The organism is Rhodanobacter sp. G1, from assembly GCF_055397855.1.
This window is the reverse complement of sequence record NZ_AP039674.1, coordinates 2275537-2294967: the sequence shown is the minus strand read 5'-3', so window position 1 is coordinate 2294967 and position 19431 is coordinate 2275537. Positions and strand designations below refer to the sequence as shown.

Here is a 19431-nt window from a genome sequence, read left to right as displayed (position 1 = left end):
GCCCCTGGGTTACGCTTACTTCGCCTTGGTACCCTGCGACGCCTGCGTGAATACGTCGCGTCCAAATACCGGGACCCCGTTCTCTCCGGCATAGCCAAGGTACGGCAGCCCGAACCACTGCTCGATGCTGCGTAGCGTCGAGTAGTGGTTGTATGGATGGTCTGAAACCGTACCTGGACGAATGAAGGGTGAAAGCATCACTGCGCCGATCCGCCCCCCGCCCGGTCCGTACTGGCCGGGCTGCGGACCGCCCGGCAGGCCCCGCTCGCCGCAACAGGCCTGGGCATCGGTGCCTTCGTCGAAGGTAATGATCAGCAGGCCATTCTTGCGAAATGCCGGCGAGTGGGTGATGCGCGGTACCCAGGTGCGCAGGAACTGGTCCGCCGAAACCAATCCGCCTGGTTCGCCGTTGCGGCAGGGCGCGTCGTGGCCGTCATGGCACAGATCCGGAGTGATGAAGGCGAAGTTGGGTGTGGTCGCCACTTTCTGCAGGTCTTTCATCATCTCGTCCAGTGGCACCACGTGTGCGCCGCAATAGGCCGGATCGTCGATGATCGAGTGGAAGTAGACGAAGGGATTGTGCTTGTCGGCGTAGCGATCTTTCAGCGACTCGCCGTTGGTGTGGTCGCGACTGCCGATGGCCACGTGACCGCATTGCGCGGCTTCGCGTGCCGGGTCACTGCCCATGCCCTCCATGTAGCCCTTCCATGACAGTCCGGCCGTATGCAGTTGGTCGGCCAGTGTCTTGACCTGCGTCGGAAAGATGCAGCCACGGCCGGCGAGCTGGCCACTGGCATCGAGCTTGCCGGCAGTGGGGTGAAACTCCACATACGTGCCGCAGTCGTTCTGGGTATCCGGGTTGGGTGCCTGTCCGCTGATCAACGAGATGTAGTTGTCCAGGCTGTAGTGGCCCGTGGCGTAGTACTGGCTCAGTAGGGCACCTTGCGCAGGCAGCGTATGTGCAAGATAGGGCGCCAGAGATTTCGCGCCAAAGGTGACATCGAACGGCTCGTTCTCGAGCACGATCAGGAAGACATGGCGAACCGGTGCTGCCGAGGCGGGTTGGCCTGCCTTCATTGCCGCCGGGCCGCCAAACGCCGATGCGGATACCAGTGTCATCGACAGCCATGCCATGGCGTTTCGCCACAAGGGGAACGCTTGTGATTTCATGGAAAACTCCTGGGGAGGGACGAGGGGATGAACCCCTCGCCCTGTTTCAAAGGCATGCAGGTCAGTGCATCGGATCAGCGGACGAAGGCGGCGCGGCCGGCGAAACGAGCACGCGCTCCGAGCTCGTGCTCGATCCGCAGCAGCCGGTTGAACTTGGCGGTGCGTTCGCCACGGCAACCCGAGCCGGTCTTGATGTGGCCGCAACCCAAGGCGACCACGAGATCGGCGATGAAGGTGTCTTCCGTCTCGCCGGAACGGTGCGAAACATAGCAGCCGTAGCCGGCGGCCTTTGCTTCCGCAGCGCAGTCGATCGTCTCGGTCACCGTGCCGATCTGGTTGGGCTTGAGCAGGATCGAATTAGCCACGCCTTCGCGGATACCCCGGCTGAGCAGGCCGGGGTTGGTGCAGAAGATGTCGTCGCCAACCAGCTCCACGCGATCTCCCAAGCGCTGGGTGAGTGCGTTCCAGCCCTCCCAGTCGTGTTCCGCCAGCGGGTCTTCCAGCAGCACGATCGGATAGCGCGTGAGCCAGTCCTCCCACAGTGCGGTCATGGTCGCGCTGTCGCACTCGTGTTGGTCGGACTTGAAGAAACGGTAGCGGCCGTGGTGCCACATCTCGCTGGCGGCGGGGTCGAGCGCCAGTGCGACGTCGTCGCCGGGCTTGTAGCCGGCAGCCTCGATCGCCTTGAGGATCAGTTCGACCGCCTGCTCGTTGCTTTGCAGGTTGGGCGCGAAGCCACCTTCGTCGCCCACGCCGGTGGACAGCCCGTGCTCATGCAGCAGCTTCTTGAGCGCGTGGAACACCTCTTCGCCCATGCGGATCGATTCCGCGAAGCTGGTGGCGTGGTGCGGCACGATCTTGAATTCCTGGAAATCGACCGTGTTGTCGGCGTGGCGGCCACCATTGATCACGTTGAGGCACGGCACCGGCAGCAGCGTGGCTTCGTCGCCACCGAGGTGGCGGTACAGCGGAAGCTTGCGTGAAGCAGCCACGGCGCGGGCATAGGCGATCGACACGGCCAGGATGGCGTTGGCGCCCAGGCGCGACTTGTTCGGCGTGCCGTCCAGTTCGCGCAGGCGCGCGTCCAGTTCGCGCTGTTCGCCGGCATCCTTGCCGGTCAGCGCCGCAGCGATCTCGCCGCGTACGTTGTCGACGGCCTGCAGGACGCCTTTGCCGCCGTAGCGGTGCGGGTCGCCATCGCGCAGCTCGGTCGCCTCGTTCGCGCCGGTGGAGGCGCCGGACGGGGTGATGGCGCGGCCCTCGGAGCCGTCCTCCAGCTGCAGGACGGCCTCGACCGTGGGATTGCCGCGCGAGTCGAGAACCTCGAGCGCGTCGATTCGTGTGATCCGCATGAAACGTACTCCGTGCTTGTGGGTGGGGGGTGGTGGATGGGGGCCGTCAAGGCGGCGGTGGCAGGTCGAACAGCTTGCGCAAATCCCCGCCGTCCAGGCGCGCCAATGGGGTGGCGGCATCGCCGAGCATGGCGTCGGCCAGATCGCTCTTATGCTCCTTCATCGACTCGATGCGCTCTTCGATGGTGTCGTCGCACAGCAGTTTGTAGACGAATACCGGTTGCTCGCGGCCGAGCCGGTGCGCGCGATCCACTGCCTGCGTTTCCACCGCCGGATTCCACCACGGGTCGTAGTGGATCACCGCGTCGGCGGCAGTGAGATTGAGGCCCACGCCGCCAGCCTTGAGACTGGCCAAAAGGATGGGCGTATCGCCCGCCTGGAAGCGACGCACCGGGGTGGCGCGATCGGCGGTGTCGCCGGTGAGCAGCGCGTAGTCCAGCTTCGCTTCGTCCAATGCCCGACCGATCAGTTCCAGCATCGAGGTGAACTGGCTGAACACCAAAACCTGGCGGCCGTCTTCGCGCAGCGACTGGAGCAGTTCCAACAGCGCGTCGAGCTTGGCCGATTCCGGCGGATCGTCAAGGCCATCGATCAGGCGAGGATCGCAACATACCTGGCGCAGGCGGAGCAGGGCGGACAACACGACGATGCGCGACTGTTCATCGCGGTAGCGTGCCAGCGCTTCGCGCACGCGCTCGCTTTGGGCCAATCGCAGCGACTCGTACAAGCGGCGCTGGCGCTCACCCATCGACACGCGCAGCACGGTCTCGGTCTTGGGGGGCAGTTCCGGCGCTACCGCCGTCTTGCTGCGGCGGAGCAGGAAGGGCGCGATGCGCTGGCGCAGGATCGCGCGGCGCGTGTCGTCGTCGTGCTGCTCGATAGGCTGGCGGAAGCTGCGATTGAACGTACGGTAGTCGCCGAGGTAGCCGGGCAGTACGGCATCGAAGTGTGCCCACAGTTCGCCGAGGTGGTTTTCCAATGGGGTGCCGGTGACCGCGAGGCGATGCTCGGCACGCAGCCGGCGCACCGCGCGGGCGGTCTGGGTCAGCGGGTTCTTGATCCACTGCGCCTCGTCCAGCACCAGCAGCGAGTAATCGATGCTCCCCAGCGTGTCGAGGTCGATGGCGAGCAGGGCATAGCTGGTGATGATGACGTGCGCCTGCGCCAATCGTTCGCGCAGCGACGCGCGGTTGGAGCCGGTGTAGTTGAGGCAGTCCAGCGTGGGTGCGAACGCGGCGATCTCGTCTAACCAGTTGAACACCAGGCTGGTGGGTGCGATGACGAGCGCGGGATGTTCCAGCCGCCCGGCTTCCTGTTCGACCAGCAAGTGGGCGATGACCTGCACGGTCTTGCCCAGCCCCATGTCGTCGGCCAGCACGCCGCCGAGCCGGCTTTGCCGCAGTGCCTGCAGCCATTGCAGGCCTTCACGCTGGTAACGGCGCAGGGTGCCGTGAAAGCTCGGCGGTGGGTCGATCGCGGAAGTTGAAGCTGCAGCGTCGCGTAGTGCGGCCAACGTCGTGCCAGCTTCCGCAGCTCGATTGCCTTCGATGTCGATGCCCTGCTGTTGCAGGCTGTTGCTGAGCGCCAGCGTCTGCGAGCGAGTCAGCGCCAGCCGGCGCGTCTGGTCCCCCAATGGGCGGTCAAGGCACTCGACGAGAGGCGCCATCCATTCGCGCAAATGCCGCAGCGGCAACGGCAGCCAGCGGTTCGTGCCGATCGGGGCCAGCCAGTGCGCGTCGCGCGGCTCGTTGGGCAGGGGCGTCAGGGAGAAGGCATGCCGCGCAAGGCCGCCGAGCACGATGGGCAGTACGTCGATTTCTTCTCCGTCGATGACGGTCGCCAATTCGAACTGGGTAAAGCCCGCAGGCTCGTCGGCGTCGAGCGTGGCCTTCAGTTTCGTCTCGCGGGGCAGCACCGCGAAGGCCAGTTCGGCGTCGTATTCCAGCGTGAAGCCGGCATCGCCCAGCCCCTGCAGGGCAGCTTCCAGGGCGACAAAGGTTTCGGCGCCGCCCCGCCAGTGCGTGCGATGCACCAGCGCATCGGGATCGGGTACGGGTTCGAGCAGGCGTCGAACGTCGGATGGCAGCGGGGTCAGATCGGCTTCGTCGAGCACGTGCCGGGCCTGGGCCTCGCCGTCGATGTCGCGGGCGATGGCGACGTATCCGTCCGGACCGCGGCGAACGGCATGTTGCCGGAAGGTATCGTCTGCCAGTGGCAGACGATGGCCCGCATAGTCGGCGTATGCATGCAGGTGAAACACCTGGTCGCCGCGCTGCGCATGGCGCGCGGCGCCGAGCACGAGGACAGGGCGCAACGGAGCCGCCACGTCCTTTATCGTCGGTGGGGAAGGGGGCGGGGGGATTTTGGCCAGCAGTGGATGTGTCGGCCAGTCCAGGGTGCATGCGGCAGCCTCCTGGGGAGGTATGGGCGGCATGCGCCGTACGCTGTCCCATACCGCCTGCGAAAGACGCAGCGTGCCGGTTTCGCCGCTGGAAAGATCCAGGTAGCGCAGACCATCGAGTTCGAACAGCCGGACATCCTGCCCAGATGGCCAATGCAGCCCGATCCGGGCCCGGCCATCGCCGTCGTGCCACCACTCCCAGGAGGGATCGCGGTCGGCACCGATGCGCAAGGCCTGCATCGTAGGCAGATAGTGGACGATGCCGGCGCCCAGGCATTCGTCGAGCAAGCGATGGCCGCTATCGCCGCTGAGTTCGTAGCCGGCATCATTGCCGCGTCGCCGCTTCTGGGTAAGGCTCAGCTGCGCCAGCCAGGTCATCGCCTGACGCGAAAGGTGGGGCTGGACACGCGGGTGATCGAGCGGGAGTTCGCCCGGCGAACCAGCGTCGGTGTCGGGTACCACCGCGACCAATTGCATCAGCGGCGCGGCTGGCGAATTGGCATCCTCAAGCCGCAGCAGGCAGCGCAGCGGCCATGTCGCCTGTTCCCGGTGAACCGCCCTAGATTGCGCTGGCGATTCTGGCAGGTTTTCCAGGCTCTGCTGCCAGCGCTGCAAGGGCGTCATCGCACGAGGCCACTCAAGTAGCTGCTGTAGACGGATCAGCAGCGCAGCGGCATGGATGCAGCGTGCCTGCCCACAGGTGCAGCGGGTCTCCAACATGTTCTGGCCGAACAGTGGATACAGATAGACCGTGACGCATGGGCTCATGCCGGCAGCATCGATCAGCTCGCACTGCAGGGCCTGCGTCCGCGGGCTGTCGTCGGGCTGAAACCATATCAGCGGCTTGCGCCAATCTTTGCCACGTAACGCCAAGGCTTCCGCCTGCCTGAGTATGGCGCGACTGAAATGACCAGACAGGGCAAGCTGCTGGACCGTGTCCATCAGCATGCGCCGGGCATCTTCTATGCGCGGCGGCGGGGCGGTATCCGGCAAGGCTGACATGACGGCCTCAGGCGGCTGCCTGTTGCGGAGTGGCCGTACGAAGCCACTCCGCGGCCCTGCCTGCGGGCTGCCGCCATTTCCTAGGTCGAATTTGGATGCCCATACCGATCTCCGCAAGCGCTACTCGTCGAAAGTGCGCTCCGGGCGGGGCATTGGAAGGAAAGCATCGCCTACCAAGGCATCGCGCACCGGATGGCGCGACGGGTAGGCATCATCAGCCTTGCGGCGGTTGGTTCGAGGGAGGAATGCCATCTCCCGTGTCGAAAGTTACCTTACCCCCCATGGGCGTTCAAGATGGTTGATGCAGTGGGTTTCAGGCGAACTGCAGCTGGTGCCAGCGCGCATATTGCCCCTGCGCTTCTAGCAGCGAAGCATGCGTGCCGCGTTCCATGATGCGGCCCTTGTCGATCAGGACGATCTGGTCGGCATGCTGGATGGTCGACAGGCGGTGGGCGATGACGATCGTCGTGCGCTGGCGCATCAGTCGTTCCAATGCATCCTGGATCAGCCGCTCCGATTCCATGTCGAGCGAGGACGTGGCCTCGTCCAGCACCAGCAAGGGCGCATCCTTGAGGATGGCTCGCGCGATGGCGATGCGCTGGCGTTGGCCACCCGAAAGCAGGCAGCCGTCCGGGCCGATGTGGCTGTGCAAGCCATGCGGAAGCTGCTCGATGAACGACCAGGCGTTGGCGGCACAAGCTGCCTCCATAATGGCCGCCTCGCTGGCGCCAGCAAGTTCGCCGTAGGCGATGTTCTGGGCGATCGTGCCATCGAAGAGCGGAATCGATTGGCCTACCCAAGCCATCTGACGCCGCAGGCATGGCAATGTGTAGTCGCGCAGATCGTGTCCATCGAGAAGAATGGCGCCCGTCTGGGGGTTGTGGAAGCGCGGGATCAGGCTCGACAACGTACTCTTCCCGCTGCCAGAACGCCCGATCAGGGCCGTTACCGTGCCGGGATGACAATCCAGCACGATGTCCTGCAGCGCAGGAGTGTGGGAACCCGGGTAACTGAAGCCCACATAACGGAATTGCAGGTGGCCGGCGACACGCGGCACATCGAGCAACCCTTCGTCAGGCTCCGCGGGCATGTCGATGACCGAGAAAAGATCCTCGGCGGCGGCCATGCCGCGCTGGATACTGGACTGGACGGTGGTCAGGCGCTTCAAGGAAGGCAGGATGCCTCCCATGGCCATGAGAACGGCGAAGAACGTACCAGGCGACATCGTGGCCAGCATTCCGGGGCGCGTCGCAACGACGATGATGATGGCCAACGCAATCGCCGCGATGAACTGCACCAGTCCGGTGGAAAGTGCGTTGGTCGAGGCGACCTTGAGGTTCAACTGCCGGACACGCTGGTTGATTACCGAAAAGCGCGCCCGCTCGTAGGCTTGGCCACCGTAGACGCGCATTTCGCGGCGATTGTCGACCACCTCGGAAACGGTGTCGGTCACCAGACCCATGGCCGTTTGCACGCGCAGCCCGGTCTTGCGGTAAGAGCGGGCGACGCGGGCAGCGACCAGGCCGACCGTCGGAACCATTACCAGCAGCGCCAGCGTCAGCAGCGGGCTGTAGTAAAACATCACCGCAACCAGTCCGACGATCGTCAGGCCATCGATCAGGCCGGTCTTGACGGCATTGGTCGAAGCTTCGGCCACCTGTTCACAGGTGTAGGTGACGCGCGCGATCTTGGCGCCATTGGCCTCGTCTGAATAGAAACGATCGGAAAGCCGCAGATAAGTGTCGAACACATCTTCCCGTATGGCTTGGACTACCCCGCGGCCAACGTAGGCCATGCCGTAATCGCTGAGGTAGGAAGCGACGCTGCGTAGCGCAAAGATGCCCAGGATCCAGAGCGGCATCCAGAAAATGGTGGAGGCGTCCTTGTCGATGAAGAGCCGGTCGAGCATCGGCTTGATCAGCTTGGCGAACAACGCGGTGCACGCGGCACTCGCGATCATGCCGAGTACGGCCAGTAGGGCCATGCGCCAATAGGCAGTGCTGTAGCCGATAAGACGCCGATACGTTGGCCAGACCGGCGAGGAAGGGGAGTGTGATGGCATGGATGAACCGCTCATGCGCCAGGGGCTGGGCGATCGATCCGGTGGCGCACCGGGCAAGGCGCCGCGGGCAGCCGGGCCTTGGCGCAATGCATGGCCCAACATCGAGCGGATACCTTCCGATCGACGCCAAAGGAAGATTCCAGCGCAGAGCCCGGAACCTGCCTATGGCATGGTCGGTAGGCATCATTAGCCTTACGGCGGTTGCTTCATGCAGGGAGGTATGCCATCTCCCGCGTCCAAGATAGCGGGTGCACAGTAGAGCGGCAAGCAGCGGGACGGGCGCCCGTGCAATGCCGGGGCGACGGGTTGCTGCCATAATGGCCGGCTTGTTTCAGGCTGGCTGCGTTCGTGCGGCCGCGGTGGATCGCATGCGCATCGGAATCGATTTCGGAACCAGTTATTCGGCGGCAGCCGCCATCGTCGATGGGCAGCTGGCGTTGGTTTGCTTCGGCGATACCCAGCAGTTTCGTACGGCCGTGTTCTTTCCCGAACAAGTGCCGGATCCCGCCGACTTCGAGCTGACCCCGGCACTTGCCGCACGGGTCGAATCCATTGTGCGGAGCTTGCGCATGCAGCAAGCACAGGCCAACGAAGCGCAATTGCGGCGCGACGCGCTGCGTGTGGTGCGGCGCCAATGGATGGAAGAGCAGACGCGCGCAGGCGCGGTATCCATTGCTGACTTCCAGCGCGCACTGTTTGGCGACGAAGCGGTCGATGCCTACTTGGATGAGGGTGGTGGTCACCTGGTCGAGTCCCCCAAGTCGATGCTGGGCTATCGACTCGATCCGCCGGTGCGGCAGATCATCGTGAACATTGCCGCCCACATCCTCGAACACATCCGGCTGACGGCTACGCGCCAATTCGGCGTGCCTGTGCGCGGCGCAGTTATTGGTCGACCGGTGGAATTCCGCAGCTCGATGGGCGAGGCGGGCGGTGCGCAGGCGCTGGAGCTGCTGCGCGAGGCAGCGGCGATTGCCGGTTTCGACGATGTGTCGTTTCTTGAGGAACCTGCCGCCGCGGCCATGCACTATCACTTGGGGTTGGCCGAGCGGCAGAGCACGTTGATCGTGGATATCGGCGGTGGCACCACCGATATCGCCTATGCCGAACTGGGTGGTGACGAACCACCGCTGATCCACCGCAGCTGGGGCCTTCCCAAGGGCGGCAGCGACCTCGACCTGGGCGTCAACCTGCACAGCTTCATGCCGCATCTTGGTCGTGGAGATGCAGTGATACCGGCGCATCACTTCGTCGAAGCGGCCAGCGTGCACATTCTTCCGAAACAGCGCGAGTTTCGTCGGCAGAACTATCGCTTGGTCGCGGATCCGTTCGGTTCGCGTTTGCGCGCGTTGCAGCAGCCTGGCGCCACTACGCGGCTGAACCGACTGGCTGAGCGCATCAAGATCGAGCTGGGCAGCGCATCCTGCAGCGTGGCATCGCTGGAATTCATCGAGAGTGGACTGAAAGTGGCCGTGGAGCAGGGCGATTTTGCGCTGGCTTCGGAAGATTTCATGGTTCGCTTCCGGCGACTGTTGGAACAAGCCGGCGGAGACATCGGTGCGGTACCGGCTACGGTATTCATGACCGGGGGCAGCTCGCGTTCACCGCGCCTGCAGGCAGCTGTGCGGGAATGCTTCCCCGAGGCAGCGCTGGTCGAAGGTGATCCGTCGCTGGGCGTGGTATCGGGGCTGGCCGTGGCCGCTTGTGCTTGAGCGGTGGGAACATCGGATGTGGTAGTTTGCAGATCGGGTGATGGAGTTCACCTGTAATTGCCCATTGGGCTGATGACTCCTACTGGTTTCGATCACACACCAGTCAGGAGCTATCCATGTCATACAGCAGCGAACACCTGCCGATCCTTGCCACGCCCTCAGAAGGGGGATCGCCAGTCTCCGCGCCCGATGAGAGTCTGCGAGGTCGTCTTACTACTGCATTGCAGCGCGCAAGGGCATATCTGCTTAGCAAACAGTCACCCTATGGTGGCTTCTGTTTCTATCGCGGTTACTACCTCGAAGAATCCAATCTCGCAGATACGTGGTACGGCTTAGATGCGCTCTGCAACCTGCTGCAAACGGCGGTTCCGCAACGGGAGCGTCATGCGGAGTTCGTCATCAGCCAGCCGGTGGAGCTGCAGCCCTTTGCGTTGTATTGCCGTGTGCGTTCGCTGCGCACGTTGGACGTGATCGATCCTCATGCGGAAGAAGTGCGCCGTGCGGTCGAGGCGCTGCAGCCAAGCCTGTCTGATGCTGCCCTGCTCGATGCGCCGGAAGCAGCCCTGAATCGCTTGCGATACACCATTTGGTTGAAGCGCCACTTCGGCACTCCGCAGCTATTTGATCGATTGATGGATGCATTGCTCAGTACCGAACATGCACAAGGCGGTTTCGGGGTGCCCCCGAACATGATCGATACCGCTGCTGCCGTAGCCATACTCGCGCTTTGCGGACGAACGGCTTCTGAGCGTACCGGCGGCTTCGTGAATCGATTGTCGGAACCGTGCTACGGCTTCCGACTGACAACGAACTCGCTTTCACCCAATCTGGAAACCACTTGTGCCGGCATCATCGCTTGCGCGCAGATGGGCTTGTCAGTGCCATACATGACTGACGCAGTGTCCTTCATTTTGAGCTGCCAGACCGGTAACGGTGGCTTTGCGCGTGCGTCTGATGCGCTGCCCGGCATCATGCTGACTCATTTGGCCTTGGATGCACTAGTGAAGTGCATGTCACCTCAAAAATGGCGTGAGGTGATTGAGTAGGGCTGCGCCAGCGCTCTGGGGCACGCAGTGACGTGCGCGTGAAGTGGGCAGCAAGCTGATCGTCGATGTCGCCGGTCATCACCAGCGCATTACAGACGGCGCTGCTGGGGAGATCGGCTACGTATGGTTCATCATGCGATGCGAGGGCAAAGTGGTGCACTTTCGCAGGTATATAGGCACCCGTTGCAGCTCTCGAACCGCTAGGCAAACGGCAGACCGGTAAGGCGGTAACGCTTTAGTGTGGCCGTTGAGGGTGGTTCGAGCGAAAAATTGGAAGTTTTTTTCTGGATGCCCGCATTTTTGCTACAAATTGTCGCAAAAATGCGGGTTATTCAGAAAAAAGTACCGTGGAAAAACTGGGCCGGCATGGCGTACCACCATGACCGACCCGAATGCGCTATGGACGCCTAGCCGCTTAACGGGCCTTGGGCAGATGTCGTCGTGACGCCGCTGCCGATGCCATATTTAAAGTCCTCTGGCGGGCCAGCTACCTGACGCGGGTGGTAGTAGTCGTACGACGTTGCGGCGTACGGCCGTATGAAGGTATCGGGAATGTCGCCCACGAAGGTCTCAGCCGAGAGCTTGGAGAACAGCTTGTGGTCAAGGTGGATGCGCTCTGCACTCCCAGATTTGTCCCGCAGGATATAGCCGCAGCGCTCCAGGTGGTCGAGAGCGGCTTTCACCTCGGGAGCGCCGCCTTCGATATGCGCGCCGCGGAGTACGTCGATATATGCGGCGGGCAGGTTGCCTTCCACCCAGTTATGTCTGTAAAGGTTCCTCAGGATCAGCCAAGCGTTCTTGACGGTCTTTGGGATGCCGTCGTAGGTATCGTCAAAGATGCGGCGGGCCTGCATCAGGTAGTAGCGGGCAATAGCGATCGCGGATTGCAGGGTATGGGTCTGAATGTCGCCTTCGTTGCCCGGGAAATAATGAATCATGCCTGCCAAACGGCTGACATGGCCCATGTGCTTGGCGGCGAACTCACGCATGTATTCGAGCTGACCGCCTGCCTTCATCTCGTTCCGGATGACCTGGCGCTCCTCTTCCCAGATGTCTGCCGCTTCGGGCGAGAAGCGCAATGTGGTGCGGGAGAACGCCCCCTCCGCATTGCGCTTGCTGGTGTGCTCCAAGTGCACAGAAAGGCAGTCTAGGAACTGCTGCGTCTTTGGTGGCGTGGGACCGCCTGGTGGAATGTCGTCATCGCCATAAATGGGCCTCACCTCGACGATAAGGCAGCGGGGGAGGAAGCCGGATCCGATCGCGATGCCATCGTCTTTGCGAGCGAAGGGATGGAAGTGCTTGGGCTGCAACATGAGGAGCGCAGTCAACAGCAGATCTGGGTATTCGCGGCGGACGTGCGCGCGGCGGTAGGTGAGGACTTCGTTGTTTTCCCAGATGGTGCACCAATCTTCAAGGTGATCGAACAATCCGTTACGGATGGCTGATTTTGCCTCGACAGTTGCCAGAACGCGGCGACTGTGACGGCCACTCAAATCCTCCATGAAGGAGGCATAGCTACCGCTCTCAATGAGAGCTAGGCTTTGAGTTGGCCTCTTGGGCTTGTTTTCCAGATGATCACGCAATACGTCCATTGCATCTGCTTGATCATCGCTGCTGTCTGCTTTGCCGAACTTCTTGGCCGCTTTGGTCAGTAATTGCTTCTTCGTTTCCCACATCTCTAGGTCGATCTGGTGGGTTGCGATAATGTTGTTGTAACGCTCGGCTTCTTGCGTCAGATGCTCGATGATGGGACTAAACAAGGTTTTAAAAATCGGTGTTTTGCCGATGCCCGTGTCCGCCACGACGACCACATATTCCGATATGACACTGATCTTGTCATCAGGTGATAGCACGTCGACGTGATGCATGCCAGCCACCGAAATGGCGGCAATAGCCGCGCTGAGGATGATCGGCTTGCTGTGGTGCGGATTTCCCTTGGCTTCGGCGAGAAGGCCTTGCAAGAAATCAGGGAGTGCCTCTTCGGGAAGAGTGCGCGAAAAGGGGAGGGTGCTCATAGAGCACCCCCTTGACCTTCTCCGCCGATCAAGCCGAGCGATGCCGATCCAGGCGAGTCATCGACTTGCGAGTCATCTACTTGGGTGATAACGACTGGATGATTGCGCTCGCGCTCGTTGGCGAGATATTTGTTGAACGTGTTAAGCGACAACGACAGTCCCTTCTTGGCAAGCGAGTTAAGGATTTTGACCTTCGTCACCCTTTTGATAAGGGCAAGTTCGATCAAGGGATAGTGCTTGCGAAACTTGTCGCGTTTCAGGCTGCGCTCGTCCGGCGAAAGAGCGTTAAGCGCATTGGCGATATCCATGTCTTCAGGATCAACTTCCATGATGATGTGATCTTCGAATTTCATGGTGCGCCCCCTGCATTAGAGCTGTGAGCCTTTGCGGCCTGCGCCTTGACCCATGCTTTTATCTGGCTGCGCCAGAAAAACTGGCAGCCGGATATGACGAAGGGCAGGGGGAATGTGTCGTCAAATTTCTCGTGTTTAGGGTTGCGCAGGTCATAGAAAACCGTCCGGCTGAGACCGGCTTCCTCGATGGTTTGACTTGTGCGCAAGGGTTTGTCGTCCAGCTCGTCTACTACGGCCGAAGCGCGTGAGATCAGCGTTTCGCTGAGCGCGAGCAAGAGTTCGCGATTCTGGACCAGCAGACGATAGATGTCGTCAGGCGTGGCGTTGCCGGGCATGGCAGCCGCGCTGATCGAAGCAGAGAGCACGGTCTTGGCGTGCTGATGCACGCGACCGGCGTTAGGGGTTGTAGAACACATACGCTTCCTTCCCGAGCCGCAGTGCGGTCAAGGTCAAAGTGAAAAAGGAATTTAGCGCTGGGCTGCAAGAGCTGCGTCTTGCAGGGCATGCGCTGCATGTGCCGGCTCGGCAATGTATGGGGCCGAGTTTAGATGGGGGATTCCCTGCGTCGGATATTCCTTCGATACCGATTATCGGGAATGGCACTCTAGCGTGGCACTTGCCTATCGCCCCATATGCGTAGGCTGCTCTTGGCTAGTGGCAGGTGATCGTAAAGCGTCATGAGGGACGCCGGTTCAGCCAGCGATTCATTGCTAGCCTTGCCACAACCTATACAGCAAGAGGCGGTAAAATGTAAACCCAATCGACGAATTGCTTCGACTGTCGGTTGCTGTACTGCCATCGCAGTGTTTCTATCCCTGAGTGAACTACTCGATACGCGCTCACGTCTGCCTATGGTGGGCCGACTGCTTGCCTGTGATTTGCTGCTGTCCATAGCTATCCATGGTTACCCATGGATGTCCAAGGCGCTGACCAAGTGTCATCCGAATTTGCGCTTAAGTGCCATTACCGCACCGCCTGTGCGTAAGCGATCCAGATAGTCCGCCCATGCTTGCATCACCTGTCGCCGCTGCTCCTTGAACTTCACGCGTGCGTAGGCGGCTTCAACCTCATCCTTGGGTGCGTGGGCAAGCTGAGCCTCCAGTACATCGACGTCGATACCCAGTCGTTCGCGGCCTAGTGTGCGTAGCGAGGCGCGAAATCCATGAGTGGTATGTTGGCCTTGAAAGCCCATGTCGCGCAGCGCTTTGCTGAGTGAATCGCGATGGAGGTGGGGAGTTTTTTGTCGCGCTTGGGGTGGAAATACGTACTCCTCGTCTCCGCGCAGCTTGTGCAGCTCTTGCAGGGCTTCAACTGCCTGATTGGGTAGCGATGTGGTGAAATCCTGCCCGGTCTTCATGCGATTGCTGCCATCTGGATTCAGGCCTGGGATCTTCCACTCGCCTTTGTCGAGGTCGATCTCTTCCCAGCGCGCGCTGGCGGCGATGCCTGGGCGTATCGCAGTCATGGCAGCCAGGATGAGGGCCGCACGCACAACCTTGTTGCCATGGGCGTAGATGCTGCGCATGACGTCGCCGAGCGAGGAGTCATCGTCCGTGATCGCTGGCATGTGACCACTTCGCGACGTCGGCAAGATGCGTGTAAGTCGCAGTGAGCTTTCGTCGGGGCGCAGTCCTTCGTTGATGGCCTGATCCACGATACTGGCGACGTACTGGCGCGCTTTGCGCGCCAACTGCGGTGTGCCCTTGGCCATTGTCACCAACATGGTACGGACGTCTTTCGTTTCAAGCCTCCTCATATCGAGGTCGCCCAGGTTCGGAATCAGGTATGAATCGACTACCAGGCGGGCTTTGCGATAGGTTTCCGTGGCCCATGTGAGCCGCTTCTCGGCCATCCATCGGGTAGATACCGAGCGAAAGGTGGCTTGCTCAGATTCTGCTTGTGCTTTAGCTACGGCTTCCTGCTCAGCGTTTCCGGTCGCGGTGACTGCTTTCCGTACCTCGCGGATGCTCGGGCTAGTTTTGCCTTGCCTCGCATCGCGCTGCACTTCAATGGCTTTGACGCGCGCCTCTGCGAGCGACATTGATGGGTAGTGTCCAATGGTCGCTGGCGTGGGGCGTGAACCATCCATTAGGCGATAGCGCACCTGCCAAGACTTGAGGCCGGATGGGCTGATCTGCAACGTGAGTCCGTTGCCATCAGACAGGAAGTATTTCCGCTCCGCGGGCTTAGCCTTGCGAATCTGGAGCTCATTCAAAGAGGTTGCGAGGCGAGGCATGCCTTGTGAGACCTACTTGGGTATGTTTGGAGAAATCATACCCAAAAGCATACCCAAAGGCTTTGGATTGCCTTGGATGAGCCCGGATGCCCTCGGAGATCGCACAAACGAAAAACCCCGCAGCTATGCGGGGTTGTCGTTGATCTTGGATTGCTTCGGACGAATCCGGATCGTACCATGGTGCCCAGGAGAGGACTCGAACCTCCACGGTTTTACCCGCTAGTACCTGAAACTAGTGCGTCTACCAATTCCGCCACCTGGGCAGGTGTCGCGCTGGCCTTTTCGGGCTGCGCGAGCCGCGTAGATTAGGCGCCTGTCCGGCTCCTGTCAACACTTTGTTGACGCATTCCATCTTTCGGCTGCACCGTCCATGGCGCGGCCATCCACACAAGGCTATTTCGTGACCAGAAAGAACAACAAGGACAAGCAAGACCAGCGCACCAACCCGGCAGCGAGCAGGCGCAAGCGTGCCGATGCCGGGCGCGATCCGCACGCCGAGCGCGAGGCGCAGCGCTACGAGCGTCCCATTCCCAGCCGCGAGGCCATCCTCGCCCTGCTGGAGGAACGCGGCGAGATGCTCACCGAGGCGCGCATCGCCGAGGCGCTGGCGCTGCAAGAGTCCAGCGACCTGTTCGCATTGCACAAGCGCCTCGGCGCAATGGTGCGCGACGGCCAGTTGCTGCTGGGCCGGCGCGGCGGCTACGCGCCGACGAAGAAGCTCGACCTGATCCCCGGCGTGGTGCTGGCGAACGCGGAGGGCTACGGCTTCCTGCGCCCCGACGAAGGCGGCGAAGACCTCTACCTTTCGCCGCAGCAGATGCGCGGCGTGCTGCACGGCGACCGCGTGCTGGCCAGCGTGGTGGGCGTGGATCGGCGCGGTCGCCGCCAGGGCGCGATCGCCGAAGTGCTGCAGCGCCGCTCGCCGCGACTGGTGGGCCGCGTGGTGGTCGAGAACGGCGTGACCCTGGTGGCGCCCGACGACCGCCGCCTGCACCAGGACGTGATGATCCCGCCCGGCGAAACGCAGGGCGCGCGCGCCGGCCAGATCGTGGTGGCCGAGATCACCGATCCGCCCACGCCGCACCGCGGCCCGCTGGGCGCGATCCGCGCCGTGCTGGGCGAGCGCCTGCAGCCTTCGCTGCTGATCGAGATGGCCATCGCCAGCCACGACCTGCCGCACGAGTGGCCGCCCGAAGTGCTGCGCGACGCGGCCGAGGTGGAACCCGAGGTCACCGCCGCCGAGCGCGAGGGCCGCGTCGACCTGCGCAAGTTGCCGCTGGTGACCATCGACGGCGCCGACGCGCGCGATTTCGACGACGCGGTGTACGCCGAGCCGAAGCGTGGCGGCGGCTGGCGGCTGGTGGTCGCCATCGCCGACGTGTCGCACTACGTGCCGGTCGGCAGCGCGCTGGACAAGGAGGCGTTCGAACGCAGCACCTCCACCTATTTCCCCGGCTTCGTGGTGCCGATGCTGCCGGAGACGCTGTCCAACGGTATCTGTTCGCTCAATCCCAAGGTCGAGCGGCTGTGCATGGTCTGCGACATGGTGGTGGACGGCGCGGGCGAAGTGGTGAAGTCGAAGTTCTATCCGGCGGTGATGCGCTCGCACGCGCGGCTCACCTACGACCAGGTGTGGCAGGCGGTGGGCCTGCGCGAGGCGGGCGCGCTGGATCAGGTGCGCGACGTGCTGCCGCAACTGGAGAACCTGCACGCGCTGTACAAGGCGATGGCCGCCCAGCGCAAGCAGCGCGGCGCGATCGACTTCGAGACGCCGGAGGTGAAGTTCCGCCTCGACCAGCGCGGCGAGGTGGAGTCGGCCGGCGCCACCGAGCGCAACGACGCGCACAAGCTGATCGAGGAATGCATGATCGCCGCCAACGTGCAGGCGGCGCTGTTCCTGGAAAAGAAGAAGATCCCCGCGCTGTTCCGCGCGCACGAGCCGCCGCCGGCGGAGAAGTACGAAGACCTGCAGCAGTTCCTGCGCGAGTTCAAGCTGCGCATGCCGCCGGTGGAGGAGGTGACGCCCGCCGATTTCGCCGACGTGCTGCGGCTGGTGGCCGAGCGCCCCGAGCGCGAGCTGATCCAGAGCGTGCTGCTGCGCGCGCAGAGCATGGCGGCCTACCAGCCAGACAATCGCGGCCACTTCGGTCTGGCGCTGTCGGCCTACGCGCACTTCACCTCGCCGATCCGCCGTTATCCCGACCTGCTGGTGCATCGCGCGATCCGCTACGCGCTCACCGGCGGCAAGCCCGCGGGCTACACCTACACGCCGGCGCAGATGGCCACGATGGCTGTGCATTGCTCGCAGCGCGAGCGCCGCGCCGAGGAAGCCGAGCGCGACGTGGACGAGCGCTACAAGTGCGCGTGGATGGCCAAGCACGTGGGCGAGGAGTTCGCGGGCGTGGTCACCGGCGTCACCTCGTTCGGCCTGTTCGTGGAGCTGGACGAGTCCAAGGTGTCCGGCCTCGTCCACATCAGCCAGCTCAGCAACGACTACTACCACTTCGATCCGCAGCGCCACCTGCTGAAGGGCGAGCGCAGCGGCGCGCAGTACCGGCTGGGCGACCACGTGTGCGTGCAGGTGCTGCGCGCCAGCCTGGAGGATCGCAAGATCGACTTCCGGCTGGCTGCACCGCGCGCTTCCGCGTCGCCGTCGCCGCGCCCCGGCAAGGCCTACGACTACGCCGCGGCGGGCGAGCGTTATTCGCTGCCGAAACCGGCTGCCGCAGCGGCGAAGGCGCCAGGCATGTTCGGCAAGGCGGCCAAGGCGATCGGCCGCGCGTTCGGGCGCAAGGATGTCCCGGCCGTGGCGCAGGCATCGCCGTATCGCGCTGCATCGGGCGATAATCCGCCGGCCGGTTCGCACGCCTCCGCGCAGCGCGATACCGGTGCGCGCTCCGCACGGACGCCGAAGGCAGGCAAGAGCGACCGGCCAGCGGCCTCCGCGCGTCAGGCAGGCGCCGCGAAACGCGGCGTGGCGTCTCCCGCCGCGCCGGCCCCGAAGAAGAACGCCGGCCGCAGGCCGGGCAAACCGAAAGGCAGGTCATGAGCGAAAGTTGGATCGTCGGCATCAACCCGGTCGACGGCGCGCTGAACAACGATGCCGCGCGCGTGCGCGAGCTGCTGGTCGAGAACGGCCAGCGCAACCCGCGCGTGCACGAACTGGCCGAGCGCGCCAAGGCGTTGAAGATCCCGGTGCACCACCGCCCGCGCGAGCAGCTCGACAAGCTTGCCGGCGAGGCGCGCCACCAGGGCGTGGCCGCGTTGTACGAAGCGCCCGCGATGGCGACGGAAGGCGACCTGCCGGAACTGCTGGAACAGGCCGGCGGCGCGGCGCTGGTGCTGGTGCTGGACGGCGTCACCGATCCGCACAACCTCGGCGCCTGCCTGCGCAGCGCGGCGGCGGCCAACGCCACCTGCGTGATCGTGCCCAAGGATCGCGCCGTGGGCCTCACCCCGGTGGTGCGCCGCGCCTCGGCGGGCGGCGCGGATCGCGTGCCGCTGATCGCGGTGACCAACCTCGCGCGCACGCTGAAGGTGCTGAAGGATGCCGGCGTGTGGATCACCGGGCTGGCCGGCGACACGGATCAATCCATCTACGCCATCGACCTGAAAGGCCCGGTGGCCGTGGTGATGGGTAGCGAGGGCGAGGGCATGCGCCGGCTCACCCGCGAGACCTGCGATTTCACGGCGAAGATCCCGATGCCGGGCGCGATGGAAAGCCTCAACGTTTCCGTGGCGACCGGCGTGGTGCTGTTCGAGGCCCTGCGGCAGAGGAGCGCATCGCGATGACCTTTCACTGGTACGACTGGGCTGGCTACATCGGCGTGCTGCTGGTGTTGCTGGCCTACTTCCTGCTGCAGGCCCGCAAGCTGCACGGCAACAAGCTGGCCTACCAGTTGATGAACATCTTCGGCGCGTTCGGCGTGCTGCTGTCGCTGGTGTTCGGCAGCTTCAACTGGTCGGCGTTCCTGCTCGAAGTGGCGTGGATCGCCGTCGGCATCTACGGCATCGTGCGCGGAGTGCAGCTGCGGCGCATCGAGCGCTGACTTTGTTCTCGTCATGCCGGCGCAGGCCGGCAT

Annotated in this window: 13 protein-coding genes, 1 tRNA gene and 3 riboswitches; of the genes, 5 read left to right on the top strand and 9 right to left on the bottom strand. The window is 63.2% G+C overall.

The features are described 5' to 3' along the window. Nucleotides 1-15: 15 nt before the first annotated feature. The 4 genes from ACZ5Z2_RS10415 to msbA form a co-directional block, all read right to left on the bottom strand. Nucleotides 16-1170 (bottom strand): alkaline phosphatase family protein, encoded by a 1155-nt coding sequence (locus tag ACZ5Z2_RS10415; RefSeq protein ID WP_464758486.1) that lies wholly within the window; start codon nt 1168-1170, stop codon nt 16-18. A 74-nt stretch (nt 1171-1244) separates the two neighbouring features. Further along, nucleotides 1245-2522 carry a phosphopyruvate hydratase gene (gene eno, locus ACZ5Z2_RS10410; RefSeq protein WP_464758485.1) on the bottom strand — a complete coding sequence of 426 codons (1278 nt, stop codon included), beginning with the start codon at nt 2520-2522 and terminating at the stop codon, nt 1245-1247. A 46-nt stretch (nt 2523-2568) separates the two neighbouring features. Next, on the bottom strand, nt 2569-5871 hold the full coding sequence (locus ACZ5Z2_RS10405; RefSeq protein WP_464758484.1) for a DEAD/DEAH box helicase: 3303 nt from the start codon (nt 5869-5871) through the stop codon (nt 2569-2571). Nucleotides 5872-6123: 252 nt separating this feature from the next. Then, a riboswitch (Fluoride riboswitch) is annotated at nt 6124-6190 on the bottom strand. A 48-nt stretch (nt 6191-6238) separates the two neighbouring features. Beyond that, a complete protein-coding gene (gene msbA, locus ACZ5Z2_RS10400; protein ID WP_464758483.1) occupies nt 6239-7987 on the bottom strand; it encodes a lipid A export permease/ATP-binding protein MsbA in 1749 nt (582 codons plus the stop codon). Nucleotides 7988-8157: 170 nt separating this feature from the next. Further along, nucleotides 8158-8227: riboswitch (Fluoride riboswitch) on the bottom strand. A 128-nt stretch (nt 8228-8355) separates the two neighbouring features. Here msbA and ACZ5Z2_RS10395 point away from each other — a divergent pair. After that, a complete protein-coding gene (locus ACZ5Z2_RS10395) occupies nt 8356-9699 on the top strand; it encodes an Hsp70 family protein (protein ID WP_464758481.1) in 1344 nt (447 codons plus the stop codon). 27 nt (nt 9700-9726) lie between these two features. Then, nucleotides 9727-9788: riboswitch (Fluoride riboswitch) on the top strand. A gap of 27 nt (nt 9789-9815) precedes the next feature. Continuing rightward, complete coding sequence (locus ACZ5Z2_RS10390) at nt 9816-10745, top strand: prenyltransferase/squalene oxidase repeat-containing protein (protein WP_464758480.1); 930 nt, start codon at nt 9816-9818, stop codon at nt 10743-10745. A 407-nt stretch (nt 10746-11152) separates the two neighbouring features. On the opposite strand, the gene ACZ5Z2_RS10385 is transcribed toward ACZ5Z2_RS10390, so the two are convergent. The 5 genes from ACZ5Z2_RS10385 to ACZ5Z2_RS10365 form a co-directional block, all read right to left on the bottom strand. Then, a complete protein-coding gene (locus ACZ5Z2_RS10385) occupies nt 11153-12760 on the bottom strand; it encodes a DUF3987 domain-containing protein (protein ID WP_464758479.1) in 1608 nt (535 codons plus the stop codon). Beyond that, nucleotides 12757-13113 carry a hypothetical protein gene (locus ACZ5Z2_RS10380; protein ID WP_464758478.1) on the bottom strand — a complete coding sequence of 119 codons (357 nt, stop codon included), beginning with the start codon at nt 13111-13113 and terminating at the stop codon, nt 12757-12759. Before ACZ5Z2_RS10380 ends, ACZ5Z2_RS10385 begins: the two co-directional genes overlap by 4 nt. Next, the gene (locus ACZ5Z2_RS10375; protein ID WP_464758477.1) at nt 13110-13499 is read right to left on the bottom strand and encodes a helix-turn-helix transcriptional regulator; all 390 of its coding nucleotides are present in this window, start codon (nt 13497-13499) and stop codon (nt 13110-13112) included. The genes ACZ5Z2_RS10380 and ACZ5Z2_RS10375 overlap by 4 nt, the downstream gene beginning before the upstream one ends. Before the next feature lie 551 nt (nt 13500-14050). Continuing rightward, nucleotides 14051-15349, bottom strand: a complete 1299-nt coding sequence (locus tag ACZ5Z2_RS10370) for a tyrosine-type recombinase/integrase (RefSeq protein ID WP_464758476.1) — start codon at nt 15347-15349, stop codon at nt 14051-14053. Nucleotides 15350-15527: 178 nt separating this feature from the next. Further along, a tRNA-Leu gene (locus ACZ5Z2_RS10365) sits at nt 15528-15612 on the bottom strand. A 137-nt stretch (nt 15613-15749) separates the two neighbouring features. Here ACZ5Z2_RS10365 and rnr point away from each other — a divergent pair. The 3 genes from rnr to ACZ5Z2_RS10350 are packed head-to-tail and all read left to right on the top strand — an operon-like array spanning nt 15750 to nt 19398. Then, complete coding sequence (gene rnr / locus ACZ5Z2_RS10360) at nt 15750-18398, top strand: ribonuclease R (RefSeq protein ID WP_464758475.1); 2649 nt, start codon at nt 15750-15752, stop codon at nt 18396-18398. After that, nucleotides 18395-19141 carry a 23S rRNA (guanosine(2251)-2'-O)-methyltransferase RlmB gene (rlmB, locus tag ACZ5Z2_RS10355; protein ID WP_464758474.1) on the top strand — a complete coding sequence of 249 codons (747 nt, stop codon included), beginning with the start codon at nt 18395-18397 and terminating at the stop codon, nt 19139-19141. Before rnr ends, rlmB begins: the two co-directional genes overlap by 4 nt. Further along, on the top strand, nt 19138-19398 hold the full coding sequence (locus ACZ5Z2_RS10350; protein WP_464758473.1) for a CBU_0592 family membrane protein: 261 nt from the start codon (nt 19138-19140) through the stop codon (nt 19396-19398). The genes rlmB and ACZ5Z2_RS10350 overlap by 4 nt, the downstream gene beginning before the upstream one ends. Nucleotides 19399-19431: the final 33 nt, after the last annotated feature.